The 21,186-nt window shown below is 65.4% G+C and carries 16 protein-coding genes and 2 pseudogenes; 7 read left to right on the forward strand and 11 right to left on the reverse strand.

Going from position 1 to position 21,186, the window contains the following annotated elements; all coding sequences use genetic code 11:
- The first annotated feature begins 104 nt into the window (after positions 1-104).
- From RAD15_RS05380 to RAD15_RS05395, 4 genes and pseudogenes are all read left to right on the forward strand, one after another.
- A complete protein-coding gene (locus RAD15_RS05380; RefSeq protein ID WP_458175160.1) occupies positions 105-383 on the forward strand; it encodes a metal-sensing transcriptional repressor in 279 nt (92 codons plus the stop codon).
- 13 nt (positions 384-396) lie between these two features.
- On the forward strand, positions 397-1,563 hold the full coding sequence (locus RAD15_RS05385; protein ID WP_458175162.1) for an efflux RND transporter periplasmic adaptor subunit: 1,167 nt from the start codon (positions 397-399) through the stop codon (positions 1,561-1,563).
- 3 nt (positions 1,564-1,566) lie between these two features.
- On the forward strand, positions 1,567-4,815 hold the full coding sequence (locus RAD15_RS05390; protein WP_458175164.1) for an efflux RND transporter permease subunit: 3,249 nt from the start codon (positions 1,567-1,569) through the stop codon (positions 4,813-4,815).
- 6 nt (positions 4,816-4,821) lie between these two features.
- Positions 4,822-4,952 (forward strand): annotated as a pseudogene (locus RAD15_RS05395) (MFS transporter); the annotation flags it as partial.
- A 379-nt stretch (positions 4,953-5,331) separates the two neighbouring features.
- On the opposite strand, the pseudogene RAD15_RS05400 reads toward RAD15_RS05395, so the two are convergent.
- The 8 genes and pseudogenes from RAD15_RS05400 to RAD15_RS05435 form a co-directional block, all read right to left on the reverse strand.
- Positions 5,332-5,721, reverse strand: a pseudogene (locus tag RAD15_RS05400) (acetyl-CoA C-acyltransferase); the annotation flags it as partial.
- Between the two features lie 69 nt (positions 5,722-5,790).
- Positions 5,791-6,153: a YciI family protein gene (locus RAD15_RS05405; protein ID WP_458175166.1), complete on the reverse strand. Its 363-nt coding sequence runs from the start codon at positions 6,151-6,153 to the stop codon at positions 5,791-5,793.
- 7 nt (positions 6,154-6,160) lie between these two features.
- Positions 6,161-9,655, reverse strand: a complete 3,495-nt coding sequence (locus RAD15_RS05410; RefSeq protein WP_458175168.1) for an indolepyruvate ferredoxin oxidoreductase family protein — start codon at positions 9,653-9,655, stop codon at positions 6,161-6,163.
- A gap of 52 nt (positions 9,656-9,707) precedes the next feature.
- The gene (locus RAD15_RS05415) at positions 9,708-11,105 is read right to left on the reverse strand and encodes an FAD-binding oxidoreductase (RefSeq protein WP_458175170.1); all 1,398 of its coding nucleotides are present in this window, start codon (positions 11,103-11,105) and stop codon (positions 9,708-9,710) included.
- Entirely contained in the window at positions 11,105-11,869 is a 765-nt protein-coding gene (locus RAD15_RS05420; protein ID WP_458175172.1) for an ABC transporter ATP-binding protein, read from the reverse strand. The genes RAD15_RS05415 and RAD15_RS05420 overlap by 1 nt, the downstream gene beginning before the upstream one ends.
- Positions 11,866-13,638 carry a branched-chain amino acid ABC transporter ATP-binding protein/permease gene (locus RAD15_RS05425; protein ID WP_458175174.1) on the reverse strand — a complete coding sequence of 591 codons (1,773 nt, stop codon included), beginning with the start codon at positions 13,636-13,638 and terminating at the stop codon, positions 11,866-11,868. Before RAD15_RS05425 ends, RAD15_RS05420 begins: the two co-directional genes overlap by 4 nt.
- The gene (locus tag RAD15_RS05430; RefSeq protein WP_458175176.1) at positions 13,635-14,675 is read right to left on the reverse strand and encodes a branched-chain amino acid ABC transporter permease; all 1,041 of its coding nucleotides are present in this window, start codon (positions 14,673-14,675) and stop codon (positions 13,635-13,637) included. Before RAD15_RS05430 ends, RAD15_RS05425 begins: the two co-directional genes overlap by 4 nt.
- A gap of 55 nt (positions 14,676-14,730) precedes the next feature.
- Positions 14,731-15,873 carry an ABC transporter substrate-binding protein gene (locus RAD15_RS05435; RefSeq protein ID WP_458175178.1) on the reverse strand — a complete coding sequence of 381 codons (1,143 nt, stop codon included), beginning with the start codon at positions 15,871-15,873 and terminating at the stop codon, positions 14,731-14,733.
- Positions 15,874-16,088: 215 nt separating this feature from the next.
- Here RAD15_RS05435 and RAD15_RS05440 point away from each other — a divergent pair, with 215 nt between their 5' ends.
- From RAD15_RS05440 to RAD15_RS05450, 3 genes are all read left to right on the forward strand, one after another.
- Entirely contained in the window at positions 16,089-17,429 is a 1,341-nt protein-coding gene (locus RAD15_RS05440) for a phenylacetate--CoA ligase family protein (protein ID WP_458175180.1), read from the forward strand.
- Between the two features lie 73 nt (positions 17,430-17,502).
- Entirely contained in the window at positions 17,503-18,105 is a 603-nt protein-coding gene (locus RAD15_RS05445; protein ID WP_458175182.1) for a TetR/AcrR family transcriptional regulator, read from the forward strand.
- A gap of 54 nt (positions 18,106-18,159) precedes the next feature.
- The gene (locus RAD15_RS05450; RefSeq protein ID WP_458175184.1) at positions 18,160-19,089 is read left to right on the forward strand and encodes an alpha/beta hydrolase; all 930 of its coding nucleotides are present in this window, start codon (positions 18,160-18,162) and stop codon (positions 19,087-19,089) included.
- Here the strand turns inward: RAD15_RS05450 and RAD15_RS05455 are convergent.
- The 3 genes from RAD15_RS05455 to RAD15_RS05465 are packed head-to-tail and all read right to left on the reverse strand — an operon-like array spanning position 19,084 to position 21,182.
- Positions 19,084-19,818, reverse strand: coding sequence for an SDR family NAD(P)-dependent oxidoreductase (locus RAD15_RS05455; protein ID WP_458175186.1), 735 nt, complete (start codon positions 19,816-19,818; stop codon positions 19,084-19,086). The genes RAD15_RS05450 and RAD15_RS05455 overlap by 6 nt on opposite strands.
- Before the next feature lie 2 nt (positions 19,819-19,820).
- Positions 19,821-20,651: an enoyl-CoA hydratase/isomerase family protein gene (locus RAD15_RS05460; RefSeq protein ID WP_458175188.1), complete on the reverse strand. Its 831-nt coding sequence runs from the start codon at positions 20,649-20,651 to the stop codon at positions 19,821-19,823.
- Between the two features lie 12 nt (positions 20,652-20,663).
- Positions 20,664-21,182, reverse strand: coding sequence for an aromatic-ring-hydroxylating dioxygenase subunit beta (locus RAD15_RS05465; RefSeq protein WP_458175190.1), 519 nt, complete (start codon positions 21,180-21,182; stop codon positions 20,664-20,666).
- Positions 21,183-21,186: the final 4 nt, after the last annotated feature.

Below are 21,186 nucleotides of genomic sequence, written 5' to 3' on the forward strand. Positions count from 1 at the left end.
GGCCATGTCCTCGGCCTCCCGCCTGCGGCAAATTGGTAGCCATGTAGGGGCTTGGCTACTTGCCCCTCAACGTGTATCCCCTCCCCGGGGATAGGACATAGGTCATGACGCAGCATATCCACGAAAGTCATCCGGAGATCGTTAAGCGGCTGAAACGGGCCGAAGGGCACCTGCGCAGGGTGATCGCGATGTTCGATGACGGTCGCTCTTGCCTTGACCTGGCCCAGCAGCTCCACGCCGTCGAGAAGGCAATCTCCGAAGCCAAGAAGGCCCTCATCCACGATCACGTCGACCACTGTCTGGACTCAGCCGCGAACGGCGGCTCCGGTAAATCCACGAAAAACGTGCTCGCCGAGTTCAAGGCGATTTCACGGTACCTTTAGCGCGGAGTTTTCGATGCTTTCGGCCTACCGACCGGCCGCCGCGGTTCTGTCGGCGCTACTCGCCGTGACGGGCTTGATCTCGCCGGTGCTCGCGCAATCCGCTGCAAAGCCGGACGGCAAGCCGGCTGTCATCGTAATGGATGACGAACGCATCAAGCTTGCCGAGATCGAGCTGCGCCAAGCGGGTCCTGCCCCGATAGCGTGGCGGCTGACCGTGCCCGGTACTATCGTTCCCGATGCAGGACGGGTGGCCCACGTCTCGGTCAAGCTGTCCGGAACGGTCGCCGAACTGCGCAAGAACATCGGGGACGACGTCGTCAAGGACGAGGTGTTGGCCATATTGGAGAGCCGCGAAGTCGCCGACGCCAAGAGCGAATATCTCGCAGCGAAACTCTCCAACGAGCTCCAACAGGAACTCACGGCGCGCGACAAGTCGATCTGGGAAGGTCGCGCCATCCCCGAGCAGCAGTACATCAAATCACGCAACGCTGCGGCGCAGACAGAGATGCGGTTCGGCATTGCCCGCCAAAAGCTGATGGCTCTGGGAGTTACCGACACAGAGATCGCAGGCCTACCGCAGGCGCCTGACGGTACGATGCGCAGTCAAAACATCCGAGCACCGATCTCCGGACGCGTCGCGGAGCGTAAAGTCGAAGCCGGCACCGCCGTGGGCCGGGACAATCTCGAGACCGAGCTCTTCGTCATCGTCGACTTGAGCCGGGTCTGGGTCGAACTGGCCGTCTCGTCGACCGACCTGCCCCTGGTGAAGGAAGGCCAGTCGGTGGCTATCACGCTGAGGGGCGTCGCGGAGACGGGCCTGGGCAAGATCGTGTTCGTCAGCCCCCTACTCGACAAGGAGACGCGCGCCGCGCGGGTGGTAGCCTCGCTCGCGAATGCGGACGGCCGTTGGCGTCCGGGATCGTTCGTGACCGCGGCCATCGCAGTCGAGCAGCGGGAAGTGCCGGTCGCTGTGCCGTTCGCCGCGGTCCAGACCGTCGACGGCCGCAAGGCGGTGTTTGTCCGCACCAAGGAAGGCTTCGAAAAGCGCGACGTCGTGCTGGGTCGACGCGACGGCCCCGTGGTCGAGATCGCCTCGGGGCTCACCGCCGGCGACACCGTCGCAAGCTCGAACACCTTCTCGCTCAAGGCCGAGCTTTCCAAGCCCGGCGAGGAGGACTGAGCGATGATCGAACGGATCGTCGACTTCTCGGTCAGGCGCCGATGGCTGGTCATGCTCGCGACACTCGTCGCGGCGGCCTCCGGATTCTGGTCGCTGACCAGGCTCCCAATCGACGCCGTTCCCGACGTCACCAACGTTCAGGTCCAGATCAACGCGACCGCGCCAGCCCTGACCCCGGTCGAGATCGAAAAGCAGGTGACCGTCGCGCTCGAGACGGCGCTTGCCGGCATGCCCGGGCTGGAGGCGACGCGCTCGTTCTCGCGCAACGGCTTCGCCCAGATCACCGCCGTGTTCGCCGACCGCACCAACATCTACTTCGCCCGGCAGTTGGTCACCGAACGGCTCAACGACGCAAGGCCAAGCCTGCCGCCCGGCGTCGACGTCCGGATGGGACCCGTTTCGACCGGGCTCGGCGAGATCTACTGGTGGGCCGTCGAATACGAAAAGCCGGGCACTTCCGCGCCCATTCGCGACGGGCAGCCCGGCTGGCAGTCCGACGGCAGCTATCTCACGCCGGAGGGGGAGCGGCTGACCGACGACTTCCAGCGCACCGTGTACCTGCGCACGGTGCAGGACTGGATCGTCCGGCCGCAGATGAAGACCGTGCCCGGCGTCGCCGGTGCGGATGCCATCGGCGGTTTCGTCAAGCAATTCCAGGTGCAGCCGGACCCCGCCAAGCTGGTCGGTTACGGGCTGTCGTTCAAGCAGGTGGTAGGCGCGATCGAAGCCAACAACGCCAGCCGGGGCGCGAACTACATCGAACAGAACGGCGAAGGCTACGTGGTGCGAGCCGCCGGCCGCGTCGAGAACCTCGAGGACATCGAACAGATCGTGGTGACGACGCGCGGCGGGGTGCCCGTCCGCGTGAGCGACGTCGCCGACGTCTCGATCGGAAAGGAGCTGCGGACCGGCAGCGCCAGCGTCAATGGGCGGGAAGTCGTGCTCGGCACCGCCTTGATGCTGATCGGCGGCAACAGCCGCACGGTCGCCGCCGCGGCCGACGTCCGGATCAAGGAGATCAGCAAGACCTTGCCGCCGGGCATCTACGCCCACACGGTTCTCAACCGCACCCAGCTCGTCGATGCGACCATCCACACGGTAACGAAGAACTTGGCCGAAGGCGCGCTGCTGGTGATCGCGGTGCTGTTCCTGCTTCTCGGCAACTTCCGCGCGGCCCTCGTCACCGCCTGCGTCATTCCGGTCACCATGCTCATCACCGCGACCGGCATGCTGCAGGGCCGGATAAGCGCGAACCTCATGAGCCTCGGCGCGCTCGACTTCGGCCTGATCGTCGACGGCGCCGTCATCATCGCCGAGAACAGCCTGCGCCATCTCGCGGAGCGCCAGCGCGACCTGGGGCGCGGGTTGTCGCTGGAAGAGCGGTTGGAGACGGTGAAGGTCTCGACATCAGAGATGATCCGTCCCTCCGTCTACGGCCAGATGATCATCATCCTGGTGTACACACCGCTGCTCGCCTTTACGGGCGTCGAAGGCAAGACCTTCGAGCCTATGGCGCTGACGGTGATGATCGCGCTGGCCGTGGCGTTCGTCATCTCGCTGACGTTCGTGCCGGCGGCCGTGGCCATCTCGATCGGAGGCTCGGTCAACGAACGCGAGAACGTCATCGTCCGGACGCTGAAGCGCCTATACGCGCCCCTTCTCTCGGGCGCGATCGCGAGGCCTTTGCCGATTGTCGCAGTCGCTGCGCTGCTGTTCGCCGCAGCGGCGCTGCTGTTCACGCGCCTCGGCCAGGAGTTCACGCCCACCTTGGACGAGAAGAACATTGTCATGGAGGTCAAGCGCGTGCCGAGCACCGCGCTCACGCAGTCGCAGGCCATGCAGCTCCTCATCGAGCGCCAGGTCAGCAAGCTGCCCGAGGTCGCTTTTGTGTTCTCGCGAACCGGCACGCCCGATCTCGCCGCCGATCCGATGCCGCCGAGTGCCTCCGACACCTACATCATCGTCAAGCCTCAGGATGAATGGCCCGATCCTTCGATGACGAAGGACGACCTCATCAAGCACATCGAGACCGAGGCCGCGAAGCTGCCGGGCAACAAGCTGGGCTTCTCGCAGCCGATCGAGATGCGGTTCAACGAGCTCATCGCCGGCGTCCGCGAGGACCTCGCGGTCAAGGTCTTCGGCGATGATTTCGAGCAGATGCAGCGGACCGCCGGCCAGATCGCCGACGTCGTGCGCAAGATTGAGGGCGCCGAGAACGTGAAGGTCGAGGAGACTTCCGGTCTGCCGTTCCTGGAGATCAAGATCGACAAGGCCGAGATCGCGCGGCGCGGTCTCAGCCTGGCGGCGGTGCAGGACCTGGTGCAGACCGCGATCGGCGGCACGGACGCCGGCCTGGTGTTCGAGGGCGACCGCAGATTCAAGATCGTGGTGCGGCTCGCCGACGCGCTGCGGAACGACATCCCTACGCTCGAGGAACTGCCAGTTCCGCTTCCCCGAGCGAACTTCGACGCGCCGGCCGCATCGATACCGCTGCGCACGATCGCCTCGTTCGAGCAGACCACCGGCTACAACCAGATCAGCCGCGAGAACGGCAAGCGGCGCGTCGTCGCCACGGCCGAGATCCGCGGGCGGGACATCGGATCGCTGGTGGCGGAGGCGCAGGCGAAGGTCGGCGAGCAGGTGAAGCTCCCGTCTGGAAGCTACCTCGCCTGGGGCGGCCAGTTCGAGAACTTCGCCGTCGCCCGGCAGCGCCTGGTCTTCGTGGTCCCCGGCGTCTTCGCGCTGATCTACCTGCTGCTGCTTGGCGCGCTCGGGTCGGCGCGGGACGCCCTGCTCGTCTTCAGCGCCGTGCCGCTCGCGCTCACCGGCGGCATCGCGGCGCTTTGGCTCCGCGGCATGCCGTTCTCGATCTCGGCGGCCGTCGGCTTCATCGCCCTCTCGGGCGTCGCCGTGCTGAACGGCCTCGTCATGCTGACGCAGATCCGCAAGCTGATCGCGGAGGGCGCGGATCCGAAGAGCGCCATCCACGAAGGCGCGCTGACGCGTTTTCGCCCCGTCGCGATGACCGCGCTGGTCGCCTCGCTCGGCTTCGTGCCGATGGCGCTCGCGACCGGCACGGGCGCCGAGGTCCAGAAGCCGCTCGCGACCGTCGTGATTGGCGGCCTTCTGACCGCCACGCTACTGACGCTCGTCGTGCTGCCGGCGCTCTACGCCCGGTTCGCCGCTCCGGCCTCGACCGCGCGGCGTAGCGGCTCGCCTCCGTCCTTGGTCCACGATCGCGCCGCGGAGTAGAGCGCAATGCTGTCCGTCCTCGCCGACGCACCTACCGTCATCTGTTTGCCGCTCAGGTCATCGCGCTGATCGGGACGGGACTGATGACGGTCGAGCTCGGGCTGCTAGCCTTCCGCATCGCTGGCGAGAACGCCGGCAAATTTGTGGACCAGCGTGGCGCTTTCGAATTCGAAAAGCTGACGTTGGGCGTCAGCGACCTATTGTCACCGCACCCATCAAGCGTCCAACTGATCGCAACAAATCGTAGATTGGTCGGCGAAATCGCAAACAATCGTAGCGAGATTCCCAACTAAAAAGGTCCGTTCCGATACGGAATCGCTTTAAGCAATTGATATTGCTTGGTGGGCGCACCAGGGCTCGAACCTGGGACCCGCTGATTAAGAGACACGATACGATCATTGATTTTAAACGAGAATTTTTCCAACTGAACCAAAATCCGATCATTAGAGATCAATGGCTTACAATGAGAAATCCAACTGTAAAGTTCGTCGTGGTTGGCAGATCGACATAGGCGGCCTATACCCGCTCGATGATGATCGCCGGTGCCATGCCGCCGGCGGCACACATGGTCACGAGGCCGCGCTGGCGGTCGCGCCGCTCCATCTCGTCAAGCAGTGTGCCGATCAGGATCGAGCCAGTCGCACCGATCGGATGGCCCAGAGCTATCGCGCCGCCATTCACATTCACCTTGTCGCGGTCGGGGTTGAGGTCGCGAATGTACTTCTCAGGAACCACAGCGAACGCCTCGTTGATCTCGAACAGGTCGATGTCGTCGATAGTCAGCCCCGCCTTAACCAGCACCTTGCACGTAGCCGGCACCGGCGCGTTAAGCATCAGGGTCGGCGAGTCGCCCATATTCGCCGTCGCGACCACCCGCGCCCACGGTTTCAGCCCATGCGCTTTCGCGCCGCGTGATGAGGGATTGGAGCAGGCGGAATCGAGCTGTCAATTCGCGGCCAGACGCGTTCGGCTGCATCATGCCTTCGCTCCGGCCTTTCCCCGATTCGCGGCGATCCATTCCCGTGCGGCCAACAGCAGCTTCTCGAGGAAATGCGGATCGGCATGCGGCACGAAGCGATCGAAAAATTCGATCGTGGTGGTCGCAAACAGGCCTGCGCGCGTGTAGGGCTCGTCTGCGAGGAAGGCCTCGACGTCCGCCGGGCTGTCGTGCCGCAGCATCAGGAACATGCCTTCAACCGCGCCGTCCGGCGACACCAGCGCGCCGCCCTGTTCGACAACGCGGCGATTGGCGATCATATATTCGACATGGACGTCGCGGATATGCAGCCGCTCCTCCGCGCCGCCGGGCCTGTAGAGACATCGTACGACCGTCAGCATGACCTTGCTACGCCGCTCCTCTGCTCTGCCCGGAGAGCGGCGCACGGATCGCATCGAACTGCGCGAGCAGATGCTGCTGCTCCCGCTCGACGGCGGCGAGGCTCCTGGCCTTGACATGGCCAAACCCCCTGATCTTTTCGGGAAGGGCCGCCAGACGCACCGCCGTATCGAGCGTCGCCGTTGACAAGCCGGCCAGCAGCCGTTCGACCAGCGCGCGATAGTCGCCGATCAGACGGCGTTCGGCCTTGCGCTCCTCGGTGTAGCCGAAGAGATCGAACGGCGTGCCGCGTAGGAATTTCAGCGAAGCCAGCAGCGCAAACAGATGCATCATCCACGGGCCGAAACTGAGCTTGCGCGGCGCGGCGCCGTTCGGGCCGGGCTTTGCAATGAAGGGCGGCGCAAGATGGAAGCGCAGGGCGACGTCGCCCTCGAACTGGTGCTTCAGCGCGGCCGCGAATTCCGGCGACCGGTAAAGCCGGGCGACCTCGTATTCGTCCTTGTAGGCCATCAGCTTGAACAGGTTGTCCGCGACCGCGCGCGTGAGCGGCAGGCCGGCGCCGAGGCCGAGCCGCTGCTCGGCCGCGGCGCATCGCTCGACAAGGGCTCGGTATGACGCTGCATAGGGCGCATTCTGATAATCGCCCAATTGCGACGCACGCCGTTCGAGCAGCGCCCGCCAATCTTCCGCCTGCGCCGGCACGACCACGGTCGGCGCCGACCGCACCCCGCCGGCGGCAATGACGCGGCCGAATGCGAACGCACGCCGGTTGGCGTCGATCGCAACGCCATTGAGCGCGATCGCCTGCGACAGCGCCGCCTCGCTGACCGGGATCAGTGCCTGCTGCCAGGCATGTCCGATCAGGAACATGTTGACGCCGGTGGTGTCGCCGAACTCCTCCTGCACGCGCGCATGCGCGTCGAAGCCGGTCAGCATCTCGCTCGTGGCGGCATGGCGCACCTTCTGCAACAGCTCATCCGCGCGGGACTCGAAATCCGGATTGCGGGTGAATTCCGCCGTCGAGCCGATATGCGTATTGGCAAGTACCCGCGTCGTGCTGTGGCGGATGGTGCCGAGGCTGTCCGGCAGGCAGCCGACGATGAGATCGCCCATGATCACCGCATCGGCTTCACCCCAATCGATGCGAGGCTGGTTGATTTCCGTCCCGGCACGGCCGAGCCGCAGATGGCACATCACTGATCCGCCTTTCTGGGCCAGCGCCGTGAAGTCGAGCTCGGCGACCGCGAGACGATCGAGATGCGCCGCCATCGCGACGATCGCACCGACCGTGATGATGCCGCTGCCGCCGACGCCCGCGATGAGCAGGTTGTGCGGACGATCCGAAGGGATTGCGAGCTCCGGCTTCGCGAGCTGCTCGGCGCGTGCGATCCAGTCCGTGCCGGAGGTTTGCGGCTTGCGCAGCCTGCCGCCGCTCACGGAGACAAAGCTCGGGCAAAAGCCGTCGACGCAGGAAAAATCTTTATTGCAGGAGGTCTGGTCGATCGCCCGCTTCAGGCCGAGCTCGGTCGGGAGCGGGACGATGGACAGGCAGTTGGACGCCTGGCCGCAATCGCCGCAGCCTTCGCAGACTGCGCTGTTGATGAACATGCGCTTGTCGGGATCGGGATAGGTTCCCTTCTTGCGGCGGCGGCGCTTCTCCGCCGCGCAGGTCTGATCGTAGATCAGGACGGTGACGCCCTTGATGGTGCGCAGCTCGCGCTGGATCCCGTCGAGCTCGTGGCGGTCATGCACGGTGACGCCCGGCTCCAGTGCGACTGTCGCGTAGCGACCGACGTCGTCGGTCGCCACCACCACCTTCCTGGCGCCCTCGCTCAGCATCTGGCGTGCGATCTGCGGCACAGTGAGCTGGCCATCGACCGGCTGGCCGCCGGTCATCGCCACCGCGTCGTTGAAGAGAATCTTGTAGGTGACGTTGTTGCCGGCCGCGATCGATTGCCGGATCGCAAGATAGCCGGAATGAAAATAGGTTCCCTCGCCCATGTTCTGGAACAGGTGCGGCGTCGCAGTGAATCCGGACTGCCCGACCCAGTCGACGCCCTCGGCGCCCATCTGGGTAAGACCGGAGGTCTGCCGGTCCATCCAGCTCGCCATGTAGTGGCAGCCGACCCCGGCCAGCGCGACGCTGCCGTCGGGCACTCTGGTCGAGGAATTGTGCGGGCACCCCGAGCAGAAATAGGGCAGGCGGCGCATGCCGTCGGCCGCGTTGCTGAGCGCCGGCGGCTTTTCGAACAAGGCCGCGGCATCCGCCAGCGCAAGGTCGGGACGAACCGTTGCCAGCCATTTTGACAAGGGCACCAGCAGCGATGACGGCCGATGCTGGCCGAGCGCGGAAATCAGCGGCGCGCCGTCGAGATCGTGGCGGCCGGCGACACTTGGCCTGACATCCGCCGGACGATTGAACAGGATCTCCTTGATCTGGCCTTCGACGAGGCTGGTCTTCTCCTCGACGACTAGAATGTGCTTCAGCCCGGCGGAAAACGTCTCAAAGCCCTCGCGATCGAGCGGGAAGACAAGCCCGGGCTTCCAGATGCGCGCGCCGCCTTCAGCCAAGCGCTGCGGCGAGAGGCCTGCGCGCGACAAGGCTTCCATCAGATCGAGCGCAGACTTGCCGACAGCGACGATGCCGATGTCGGCACGCGGCGCGCCGATCAGAAGCCGGTCGAGCGGGTTGGCGCGCGCGAAGATCGAAATCGCCTCAAGCCGTCGCATCATGCGAAGCTCGATCGCGGGCGTGAGGAAGTCGCGCGTGTCGTAGCCCAGGTCGTCGCGCGCCAGATTCTCGCGCGCCGGGACGGTAAAGTGCGGCAAGGCTTCGGCCGTAAAGCTGCGGCTGCTCTCGACCGTCTCGGAGATCGCCTTGAACGCGACCCAGGCGCCGGAGAAGCGCGAGGCGGCCCAGCCCCACAGGCCGAACGGCACATATTCGTCCACGCTCGCGGGATGGATGATCGGCATGCTCCATCCCATCAGCGAATTGTCGCTGGCATTCGGAATGCTGGACGACGTCGCGGCGTGATCGTCGCCGACCACGAGCAGCACGCCGCCCTTGTTCGAGGCGCCTGCCGCATGGCCGTGCCGGATGGCATCGCCGGCGCGATCGACGCCCGGCCCCTTGCCGTACCAGAGCGCAAACACGCCATCGACCGTGCGCTGGGGGTCGCCGCCAACGCGCTGCGTGCCGGCGACCGCGGTCGCGGCGAGGTCCTCGTTCACTGCCGGCAGGAACCTGATCTCGTGCTGAGCGAGCGCCGCTTTGACGCGCCACAATTCGGTGTCGACCCCCGCCAGCGGCGAGCCCCGATAGCCGCTGATGAAGCCTGCCGAGCGGATGTTGTCGCGGCGATCGGCAAGGCGCTGAATGATCATCATCCGCACCAGCGCCTGCGTGCCCGACGCAAAGACGCGCCCCTCGGGCCTCGTGACGGCATTTTCGAGTCGATAGTCGAGATCGACGCTGGGCTGGCCGGGTTCAAGAAGAGTCATGACAAACTGCTCTGTTCGTTGTTGGCGCGGGGGCTCCCGCGCGTCACGCCGTTTACTGGTAGGGACGGTAAGCCTCGGTATCCAGGATCTTGCCGGGGTTCATGATGTTACGCGGATCGATCGCGCGCTTTACCGCGGCAAGCGCCATCATCGCTTCGCCGCGCTCGGCGGCGAGATAGCGGATCTTGCCGGTGCCGATGCCATGCTCGCCGGTGCAGGTACCGCCGACCGCGTGGGCGCGCGCGACCATGCGCCCGTTCAGCTCGGCGACGCGCGCCTGCTCTCCCTGATTATCGGGCTCAACCAGGATGCAAAGGTGGAAATTGCCGTCGCCGACATGGCCGCACATTGGGGCGATCAGGCCAAGCTCGGCGACATCCTCCTGCGTCCTGGCAACCACGTCCGGCAGCGCCGAAATCGGCACGCAAATATCGGTCGGGACTCCCTGCGAGCCCGGACGCAACGCCAGCGCCGCCCACCAGATATCATGCCGCGCCTGCCAGAGCCGGTTGCGCTCCTCCGTCGCGGTGGCCCAGCGGAAGTCACCGCCGCCGTGCTCTTTCGCGATCTCGGCCATCAGTTCGACCTGTTCGTCGACGACGCGATCTGTGCCGTGAAATTCAAGGAACAGGGTCGGGCGAACGGCGAGGTCCAGCTTTGAGTAGCGGTTGCAGGCTTCGACCTGCAGCCCATCCAGCAGCTCGGCGCGCGCCAGCGGGATCGCGCTCTGCAGGGCCGCCACCACGGTCGATACCGCGGCGCGAACGGTCGGAAACGCACAGACCGCCGCGGCGATGCGCTGCGGAATGGGTGCGAGCCGCAGCGTCACCTCGGTGATGATGCCGAGCGTGCCCTCGGCACCAACGAAGAGGCGCGTCAGGTCGTAGCCGGCGGAGGATTTCCGCGCCCGCGTTCCCGTCTCGATCACCTGGCCGTCGGCGAGCACCACCGAAAGCGACATCACGACGTCCCGCATCGTTCCGTAGCGTACGGCATTGGTCCCGGACGCCCGCGTCGACGCCATGCCGCCGATCGACGCATCGGCTCCCGGATCGACCGGGAAGAACAGGCCGGTATCGCGCAGCGAGGCGTTGAGCGTCTTGCGCGTCACGCCCGCCTCCACCGTGCAGTCGAAATCATCTAGCGAGACCCGCAGGATGCGGTTCATGCCGGAGAGATCGATGGTGAGACCGCCTTGCTCCGCGCTGATCTGTCCCTCGGTCGAGGTTCCGGTGCCGAATGGCACGATCGCGCAGCGATGCTCATGACAGATCCGCACCGCATCGACGACATCAGCGGTCGCGCGCGCAAACAGCACCGCATCTGGAGGCTCGGTCCGATGCGCCGTGACACCGGTGGCGTGATGGCGACGGACCGCATCGGCGGTCGAGAGCTGATCGCCGAAGCGGGCGCCGAGGCAGGCGATGGCCTGCATGGTGTTGCGCTTCATCATCGCCTCCCCAACTGGCGTTGGCGGCCATCAACGGCGCTCGCCATCGAGCCGCCGAGATAGGCGTCGATGATACGACGATCGGCCGCGATCTCGCTGGCCTTGCCCGTGAGATGGACAGCACCGTTCTCCAGCACATAGGCGCGATCGGAGATGCGCAGCGCGGCGCGTGCGTTCTGCTCGATCAGGAGAATCGAGACGCCGTCCTCCCTCAGACGCTGGATGATGCGGAACATCTCGGCGACGATCATCGGCGCAAGACCGAGGCTGGGCTCGTCGAGCATCAGGAACGACGGGCGCAGCATCAGCGCGCGGCCGAGCGCCAGCATCTGCCGCTCGCCGCCGCTCAACGTGTCGGCGCGCTGGTCGCGCCGCTCGGCGAGGCGCGGAAACAGCGCAAAGACCTCGGCCAGCCGTGATGCCATGTCGAACCCGGCCTCCCGGCGCAGCGCAAAGGCGCCTAGCCTGAGATTGTCGAGCACGCTCATCGGCCCGAACAGGTCGCGCGTCTCCGGCACCAGGGAGACACGAGCCCTGATCCGCGCCTCGATCGAACGCGATGCCTCCGGCCAGACCGGAAAGGCAAGGCCGCCTTCGAAGGGAACGAGACCCATGATCGCATTCACGAGCGAGGTCTTGCCGGCACCGTTGGGACCGATCACCGTCGTCACCTCGCCGGCGCAGGCTTCCAGCGAGACATCGTTCACCGCGAGCAGCCGGCCATAGCGGACCGAGAAGCGCTCGATCTTGAGAAGCGCCGTCATGCCGCCACTCCGAGATAGGCTTCCTGCACGCCGGTGTCGGCACGCACCTCCTCGGGCCGGCCGAGGGCGATGCGGCGACCGAAATTCATCACCATCAGGCGATCGGCGAGACTGAACACGAAATCCATGTCGTGCTCGACCAGCACGATTGCGAGGCCTTCGGCCCGCAGCTCGGCCAGAAGCTCCGCCAGCACGGCCTTTTCGTTGGCCCGCAGCCCGGCGGCGGGCTCGTCGAGCAGGAGCAGCACCGGATCGGCCGCCAGTGCGCGGGCAATCTCTACCAGGCGCTGATGGCCGAGCGACAAATTGCCCCCGAGCTCGAACGCCTTGTCCGCGAGCCCGACGCGATCGAGCAGATGCATCGACCATCCGAGCAATTGCCGCTCCTCGGCGCGATCGAGCCGAAGCGAGCTGGCGAAGAGACCGCAACGGCCGAGATGGGTCGCGCCGATCGCGACGTTCTCCAGCACCGTCATATCCTGCACTAGCACGGCATGCTGGAAGGTTCGCGACAGGCCGCGCCGGCACATGTCGCGCGCGCTCACTTTCGACAGCGGGCTGCCGAGAAAGCTGAGCTCTCCTTTGCTGCGCGAGAGAGCGCCGCTGATCAGGTTGAACAGCGTGGACTTGCCGGCGCCGTTCGGGCCGAGGACGCCGAGGATCTCGCCGCTCTTGACGTCGAAACTGATGTCGTCGACGGCGACGAGGCCGCCGAAGCTTCGCCGCAGGTGGCTTGCCGAGATCACGGTCAAGCCATGTTCGGGCTTGGCGCGGCGGCGCGGCAGCACAGCCGGCTCGATGTCCGCCACGGGAGCGAGATGCGGCGCGAATCTCTGCTCCAAGAACGGCCAGAGGCCTTTGCGGGCCTTCTGCAGCACGACGATCATGATCGCCGCGAATACCAGCAGCTCGAGCCGCGTGGTGGGGCCGAACACGAATTTGAGGAGATCCTGGAACTCGTGCTTGATCATCGTCACGAGCCCGGCTCCGAGTAGCGCACCCCATAGTTGCCCGCTGCCGCCGATCACGGTCATGAAGAGATAGTCGATGCTGGCGGTCAGGCCGAACGGCGTGGGGCTGAGGAAGCGCTGCACATGGGCGTAGAGCCAGCCCGCGATGGCGCCGATGACCGCGGCGAGAACGAAGGCCATCAGGCGATAGTGTTGGGCATTAGCGCCGAAGGTCTCGGCGATCACGGGCCCTGTCCGCAGCGAGCGCAGAACGCGCCCGGTCCGCGACGAGAGAAGTTGGCGGCACCAGGCGATCACCAGCGCCAGCATCGCGAGCACGAGATAATAGGTCTGCCGCTCGCCGCGCAGCTCGAAGCCCGCGACGCTGACGGGTGCAATCCCGGTCAGGCCATTGAAGCGCCCGAGCATCTCGGAATTGCCGACCAGGAAATAGAAGCTGATGCCGAAGCACAGCGTCGCCAGCGCGAGATAATGTCCGCTCATGCGCACGGTGATGGCGCCGATCAATCCGGCGGCAAAGGCCGCGACGACCACGGCGCCGGCAAGCCCGATCCAGGCCGGCCATCCGAGCTGCGAGGACAGATATCCCGACACATAGGCGCCGAGCCCGACAAAGGCGGCATGACCGAACGAGACCATGCCGGCGATGCCGGTCATCAGCACAAGGCCAAGACAGGCGACGGCCGCGATCATCACATAGGTGATGACCGCGACCTGATAGGTCGGCAAGAGCAGCGGCGATAGGGCAGCCAGCGCCAGCGCGATCAGGGGCGCGAAACGGATCAAGGCGCGGGTCATTCGAGGCCTTCCTCCGGCGCAAGCGCCGAGACCGAGCACCAGAACAGCACGGGAATGATGAGGAGGAAGACGATGACGTCGCGGTATGCACTCGCCCAGAACGAGGCGAAGGCTTCGACCGTGCCGACCAGCAGCGCGCCGGCGGCGGCGAGCGGATAGACAGCCATGCCGCCGACGATCGCGCCGACAAAGCCTTTCAGGCCGAGGATGAAACCGGAGTCATAATAGAGCGTCGTCGTTGGCCCGATCAGAAGGCCGGAGATGGCGGCGGCAAGGCCGGCCAGCACGAACACGGTCCGGCCAACCGCGACCGTGCTGATACCGACGATCTCCGCGCCCCGACGGTTATGGGCCGCGGCGAGCAGCGCGCGGCCGCGCAGCGAGAAGCGGAAGAAGAGATAGAGCGCGGCGACGACCACGACGCTGCTCGCGAGCACGCCGGCCGCCTGCGGCGTCACGATCATGCCGAACAGAGCGAGCGGCGCGCCGGAAAAGCCTTCCGTGCGCACGCCCTCAGGGCCGAAAACATGCAGCCCGATGCTGTTCAACCCGAGATGCGTCGCGATCGCGGCGATTAGCAGCACCAGTGGGGAGGCCGCCGCCATCGGCTGGAACACGATCCGGTAGATCAGCGGCCCGAGGCAGGTGATCAGGCCCGCGCTCACCGCCATCTTCCAGACCAGCGGCGCGGTCTTCGGCACCAGAAACAGCGCGATTAGCACAACGACGGCCGGAACGAGGCCAAAGCGCAGCGCCGAGCGTACCGCGCGGGCGCGATCCCGCTGCCGCGCGGCCTCGAGCATTTCAAGCACCAGTGCGATCGCGGCGGCGAAGGTCACGATCCATACCGTGCCGGGCCGCTGACCGGCCTCGAAGGCGGACAAGGTGAGCGCCGTGAACGCGACCAGATCGCCCTGCGGCACAAAGACCACGCGGGTGACCGAGAACACCAGCACCAGCGCGGTCGCCAGCAGAATGTAGATCGCACCGCTGACCAGTCCATCCTGCAGCAGGATCAAGGCAACATCCGTGTTCATGCCGCCTCATCCGATTCTCGGAGGCGTGCTAGGCACGTCGGTCTCGCAAGCCACATCATTGCACCAGGCGCCATTCGCCACCCACGATCTGCGTCATCACGCGCGAGCGCTCGTCGAGCCCGAGATGATCCTTCGGCGACATATTGTAGACGCCGTTCGGACCGGCGACGTCCTTGACGTTCTCGATGGCGTCGCGCAGCGCCACGCGAAACTCCTCCGTGCCGGGCTTGGCGATATCGGAAGCGACAGCGATCGCCTTGTTGAGGATGAGCTGCGCATCCCAGAGATAGGCGGCGAAGGTCGAACGCGCGCCCGCGCCCGGAATCGCTTCATAGCGCTTGATGAAATCGAGTCCGGCCGCCTTCGCCGGATGGCTGTCGGGCAACTGCTCGGCGACCAGCACCGGACCAGCCGGCACGAAGATGCCCTCCAGCGCCTTGCCGCCGACACGGAGGAAGTCGTTGTTGGCGACCCCGTGGGTCTGATAGACGAGCCCCTTGTAGCCGCGCTCGACCAACGTGGTCTGCGGAAGCGCCGCGGGCGTGCCGGATGCCGCAATGAAGACCGCATCGGGGGTTTGCGAAGTGATCTTGAGGATCTGGCCGAGCACGCTCGTGTCGGTGCGCTGATAGCGCTCGGACGCCACGACCTTGATGGCGGCGCCTTCAAGCAGGCCCGTCATCACCTTGATCCAGCCTTCGCCATATGCGTCGCTGAATCCGATCAGGCCGACGCTCTTGATGTCCTTGCGCTTCATGTGCGCGAGCACGATCGACGCCATCTGCGCATCGCTCTGCGGAGTCTTGAACACCCAGCGCCGCTTGTCGACCGGAGGATCGACGATCAGCGCCGAGCCGGCGAGGCTGATCATCGGCGTCTTGCTCTCGGCGACGACATCGAGCAGCGCCAGGGAATTGGGCGTGAGGCTCGGGCCGACAATGGCGTCGACCTTTTCCTCCGTGATCAGCTTGCGTGCGTTGGTCACCGTGGTCGATGTGTCGGATGCATCACCGAGCAGGATGTAGCGGACGTCCTGCCCGCCGAGCTTCTGCGGGAGGATCGGCACGGTGCGCTGCTGGGTGACGCCGACGGACGCCGCCGGCCCGGTGGCCGAGACGATCACGCCGATCCTGACTTCCGCGCGGGCCGCGGTGACCAGCGCCACGACGGCGCCTGCGACGATCAGCAATTTCTTCATGAATCCTCCTCCACCCCACTGTTTTTCTGTGCCGGCCGCTTCCGCCGGCGTGAACGACACCTCGCTCGCCGACGCCCCTTCATCGGGACCCCTGCGAACGAGCTTGCCCCTTTACTTAGACCAAACGTTCGGTCTAAGAAAGATGAAAAATGAAAATGCGAAGCGTTCCGAGGGCCGCGACCGGCCGTCGGCGCGCCTGCGCGGGAGGAACCGACATGATTCACGCTGACATCGAAAGCCTCGACTATCCGGCGATCCAGACGCTGCAGCGCCAAAGGCTGGCCGAGCTGGCTGGCCGGCTCGAGGGACAGCCCGACTGGATGACGCATTTCGCCGCGGCCGGAATGAAGCCGTCGGATCTCGCAGCCGCGGATGGGCTGGCGCACGCCCCATTCCTCGACAAGAGCGCGCTGCACGGGCGCTATCCGTTTCCCTTTCTCACCGCCGCGATGCCTTCCGTGCGACGTTTCATGGCGACGTCCGGCACCACCGGGCTGCCGGTCCTGTTCGGCATGACCGAGAACGATTACGGCCGGCTGCTGCGCTACCAGATGGCCCGCATCCTGTCGGCTGCCGGCGTGCAGCGCGGCCAGCGCGCCTACCAGGGCTACGGCTATGGGCTGTGGATCGGCGGACCCGCGCTCGACGTCGGGTTCGCCGCGCTCGACTGCACGAGCTTTCCGATCGGGCCCGGCCGCGGCGAACTCGTGGTGAAATGGCTGCGCGACCACAGCTATGACGTCGCTTCGATGTCGCCGCTCTGGCTGATGTCGCTGATCACGATTGCCAAGCAGGTCGGGATCGATCCGAGGAAGGAGTGGTCGATCAAGCTCGCCATTCTTGGCGGCCAGTCGGTTTCGACTGAATTCCGCAACCAGCTCGAGGCGGAGATGCCGGACGGCTTTGTCAGCCATAACATCTACGGCACGACCGAAGCCGGCGGCCCGGTGCTGGCGATCTCGACCCCGTTCACCCATGCCGATGATGAGCTGCAGCTCGTCAACGAGGACACCATCATCACCGAGATTCTCGACCCGACGACCCTGAAGCCGGTCGCGCCGGGCGAGGTCGGCGAGATCGTCATCACGACGCTGGCGCGCGAGGCTTCGCCCGTGGTGCGCTGGCGAACGCGGGACCTCGTCCGCCTCTCAGCGCATCCATTCGACTGCAAATCTGGCCGTCGCGGCATGCGCAAGATCGGCCGCATCATCGGCCGCACCGACGATATGATCAAGGTGAAGGGCGTGATCGTGTTCCCTTCGCAGATCGAGGACATCGTCGCCGCGACGCCGGGGACCGTGAAGGAAGCCTGGCAGATCTATGTCGACAAGCAGAAGACCACAATTGGCTCGATGTGCGTCGCCATCGAAGCCGATGCGCGCGCCAACCGTCCCACGGACGATCTGGTCACCGAAGTCCGCCGCGAAATCCGCGCCCGCCTCGGCTTCAACGCGGTCGTCGAATGCTTTTCGGAGGGCACCCTTCCCCGCTACGAGGCCAAGGCGACACGCGTGCTGCATCGTGCAGAGGCGGGCGAGGCGGCGGTATCGGCATGAACGGCGCGATTTGCCTCGGGTCGGGCGCGGGTCTATATAGTCCGACCGTTCGAACGATCATGCAGGACAGCTTGTGACGAGACCGCGCTCGCCGGACTACGACAACATACAGGAATCCATCGTCAAGCAGGCCGCCTCGCTGTTCGCGCACCGCGGATATGCCGCCACCTCGATCAGCGATATCGCCGCGGCCTGCAACTGCTCGAAATCACGGCTCTATCATTATTTCGAGTCCAAGGACGCAATCCTCGTCTTCATGCTGACCGAGCATGTCGACAAGCTGCTCGCCGGATGCAGCGATATCCTGGCCGCCCGCGAGGACGAGGTGGCGCGCTTTCGGCGGCTGATCCGTTTCTTCATGGAGATCTATGCCGTCTCGCGCGACAAGCACGCGGTGATGCTGACCTGCCTGGAATTTCTCCCGGCCAATGTCCGCAAGGAGGTGATCAAAAAGCAGCGCCAGCTCATCCAGATCGTCACCGATGTTCTCGCGAAAATCCGCCCGGACCGCGCCAAGGACGCCTCGAGCGCCCATATCGATTCCATGCTGTTCTTCGGCATGATCAACTGGACTTACACCTGGTTCCGGCCGGACGGGCGCGTGCTGCCGACCGAGCTCGCCGATCGCGCGGTGAGCCTGTTCCTCGACGGCTACGCCAAGTCGAAGGTCTTCTGATCCGCTTGATGCTCCCGCTCACCGCCTTCTGGATCGAGACACACCGGGGACGAAATGGTGCGCAATACCGAGGGCGAGCTTGCCAGCATCAGACGGCGCATTGCCGCGGCGACCGCCTCGTGGTCCCGGGCGACCTCGCTGGCCGAGGTTCGCGCGAGTTTCGACACGTTGTTTGCCGATGACGAACCAGGTGATTTCGAGACGGTCGCCATCGGAACCATGCGGGCTGCCTGGATTGAACCATCAGTCGATGCTAACGGGCGAACCATCCTGTTCTGCCATGGCGGCGCCTTCCAGGTCGGATCGATCCGCTCCCACCTCGGCCTGATGCGGCGTCTCGCCGACGCCGCCGAAGCGCGCGTCCTCGCGTTCGAGTACCGCCTGGCGCCTGAGCACAAATACCCTACGGCGATCGAGGATGCTTCTGCCGCCTATCGCTGGCTGCTCGACCAGGGCCTGCCGGCTTCGCACATTGCGATCGCAGGCGACTCGGCGGACGCAGCGCTTGCAATTCAGGTCGCGCTTCGCGCCCGCGATCAGCGACTCGCCATGCCGGCCTGTGCCGTGCTGATTTCACCATGGCTCGACCTTGCGATGCGCGGCGCAAGCTACGAAAGCCGCGCGGCGGTGGACATCTTCTCGAGACCTGAACAGCTTGCCAGAATGGCGCGCGCCTATCTCGGCCGCGATCAAGGCACCAGGGCATCCAGCGCCTCGCCGGTGGAAGCGGACTTGTCGGGATTGCCGCCCATCCTGGTTCACGCAGGTGACGACGACATTACGCTCGACGATTCGTTCCTTCTCGCAGAGCGCGCGCGGCGATCCGGCGTCGATGTGCGGGTTCATGTCTGGAGCGGCATGTTCCATCATTTCCAGATGTTCGGCGACCTCCCGGAAAGCAGAGAATCACTGATCGAGCTGGGCAAGTTCATCATGGACCGCGTGCCAGGCAGAGCCCGGGCGCAGGAGCCATCGGAATCATAGAGCCACGCCGCATCCCATGCCGCCGGAAACACCGATCGCCTCGCCGGTGACAAAGGACGCGGCCGGTGAAGCCAAAAAGCCGACCACTGCGGCCACCTCTTCCGGCGTGCCGAGACGCCGGAGCAGTGTGAGATTTTCGAGATCGGCGCGCACCTTCTCGCCAAACTCCTCGATCGCCTTCTCGACCATCGGCGTGCAGATCGGGCCGGGCAGCACGGCGTTGGCGGTCACGCCGAATCGCGCGTTCTCCCGCGCAATCGACCTGGTAAAGCCAAGCACGCCCGCCTTCGCAGCGGCATAGACTGCCCCTCCCTTGGAACCGAGCCGGCCGGCCTCGGAGGCTATGTTGATAATGCGGCCATAGCGGCGCTTTTGCATGTGCGGCAGCACACCATGCGTGAAGGCGAAGGTGGCCTCGAGATTGACGGCCAGCAGTCGGCGCCAGTCTGCGCGATTGGTGTCGGTGAAGAAGGCGTGCTGGTCGACGCCGGCATTGTTCACAAGCACGTCGAAGGGACCCGCCGCCTCTAGCCAGGAAGCCACCGCCCGATCGTCCGTGACATCGATAGGTGCGAAATCCGCGCGGATCTCGTCCGCCAGGGCCTTGCCGCGCGGCTCGTCGCGGTCGCAGAAAGCGACCATCATGCCGTCGCGTACAAGCTGGCGGCAAACCGCGGCGCCGATGCCCTTGGCGCCTCCGGTCACCAATGCGCGGATCGCGCTTGCCATGCTCAGCGTCCGGTGAAGACCGGCGCGCGCTTTTCCAGCACGGCGGCAAGCCCCTCGCGGGCGTCCGCAGTCGCCGACAGTTCCGCGACCGTTCGCGCCTCTTCCGGCAGGCAGGATTCGACGCCAATGCCAAGGCCGGTCCAGAGCAGTCGCTTGGCCGCGGCCATCGCCTTTGGCGCGCCCTTCGCATAGTTCAACGCCAGCGCGCGCGCGTCGGCGGCGAGTTCCTCGTCCTGCGACAAACGTGTGATCAGGCCGATCGACAGCGCCTCCTCGGCCGCAACCGCCCGGTTCGAGATCACGATATCTGCGGCGCGGCGGAAGCCGACCAGCCGCGACAGAATGACCGAAGCCCCGCCGTCCGGCGCCATGCCGACGCGCGTGGCGCCGGCGAGGAATTTCGCGGACTTTCCGGCGATCACGATGTCGGAGGCGCACACAAGACCAAGCCCGCCGCCACCGGCAGCATATCCATGAACCTCGGTGACGACGATGCTGTTCAGGCGGATCAAGGCCCCAACCGCCATCTGCAGGTAGGCGGTGACCTCGCGGAGGAAGTCACCGAGCTGCTCGCCCTTGGATGCAAATTCGCGAACGTCGCCGCCGGCACAGAAGTTCGGGCCGTTGCCGCGCAGATGAACCACCCGAACCCGCGGATCCGCGTGACAGAGCATCACCGCTTCGTGCAGGGCGCGCATCAGGGCGATATTCATGCCGTTGGAGGCTTCGGGTCGGTTGAGCGTCAGGGTCGCGACATGCTGGCCATAGCTCAGCAGGACCGGCCCCGCGGCCATCCAGTCTTCTGCACGGTCTGCGCCGACTTGATCGGTCATGGACAGTCAACCTCAGACGAGGAAAGAGAGCGTGAAGATCGGCTTGCTGTTGTTGACCAGCGAGACCTTCTTGCGGACCAACTTGAAGCCATCCGTCGTCATGCGCAGGCGATATTCGTTGCGTGCCGCCCACAAGGTCTCGCCGCGCAGATTATCCTCGAAAATAAGGACGTTGGCGTGGGCGTCGACCTCGTCGCCGGCCTGCCGGATCAACTCGACGTTGGATACGATGCGAGCAAGCTCCGATCGCGGGGTCTGCGTATGATGCCGGCCTGTCTTGAGCTGATTGATCCGCACGCGGATGCGCGAGCGATTATCATAGATGATCGACATCTGAGTTTCGGGATCAGTCGCGCCGTTCGCCGGGACCCAGTAGATCGCATCATCCGTCCACAGCGCTTCCCAATCGTCATAGGCGTGTGTGTCCTGCAGTCGCGCTTCCATGAATAGGAACTGCTCGATCCGCTCAAGCAAGATAGTCGTCCCGCTTCCGCTCGGCTTTGCAGCCGTCAAGATCATCTGCTGGTCCATCAAG

The sequence above is a fragment of the Bradyrhizobium sp. 14AA genome (genome assembly GCF_054185205.1).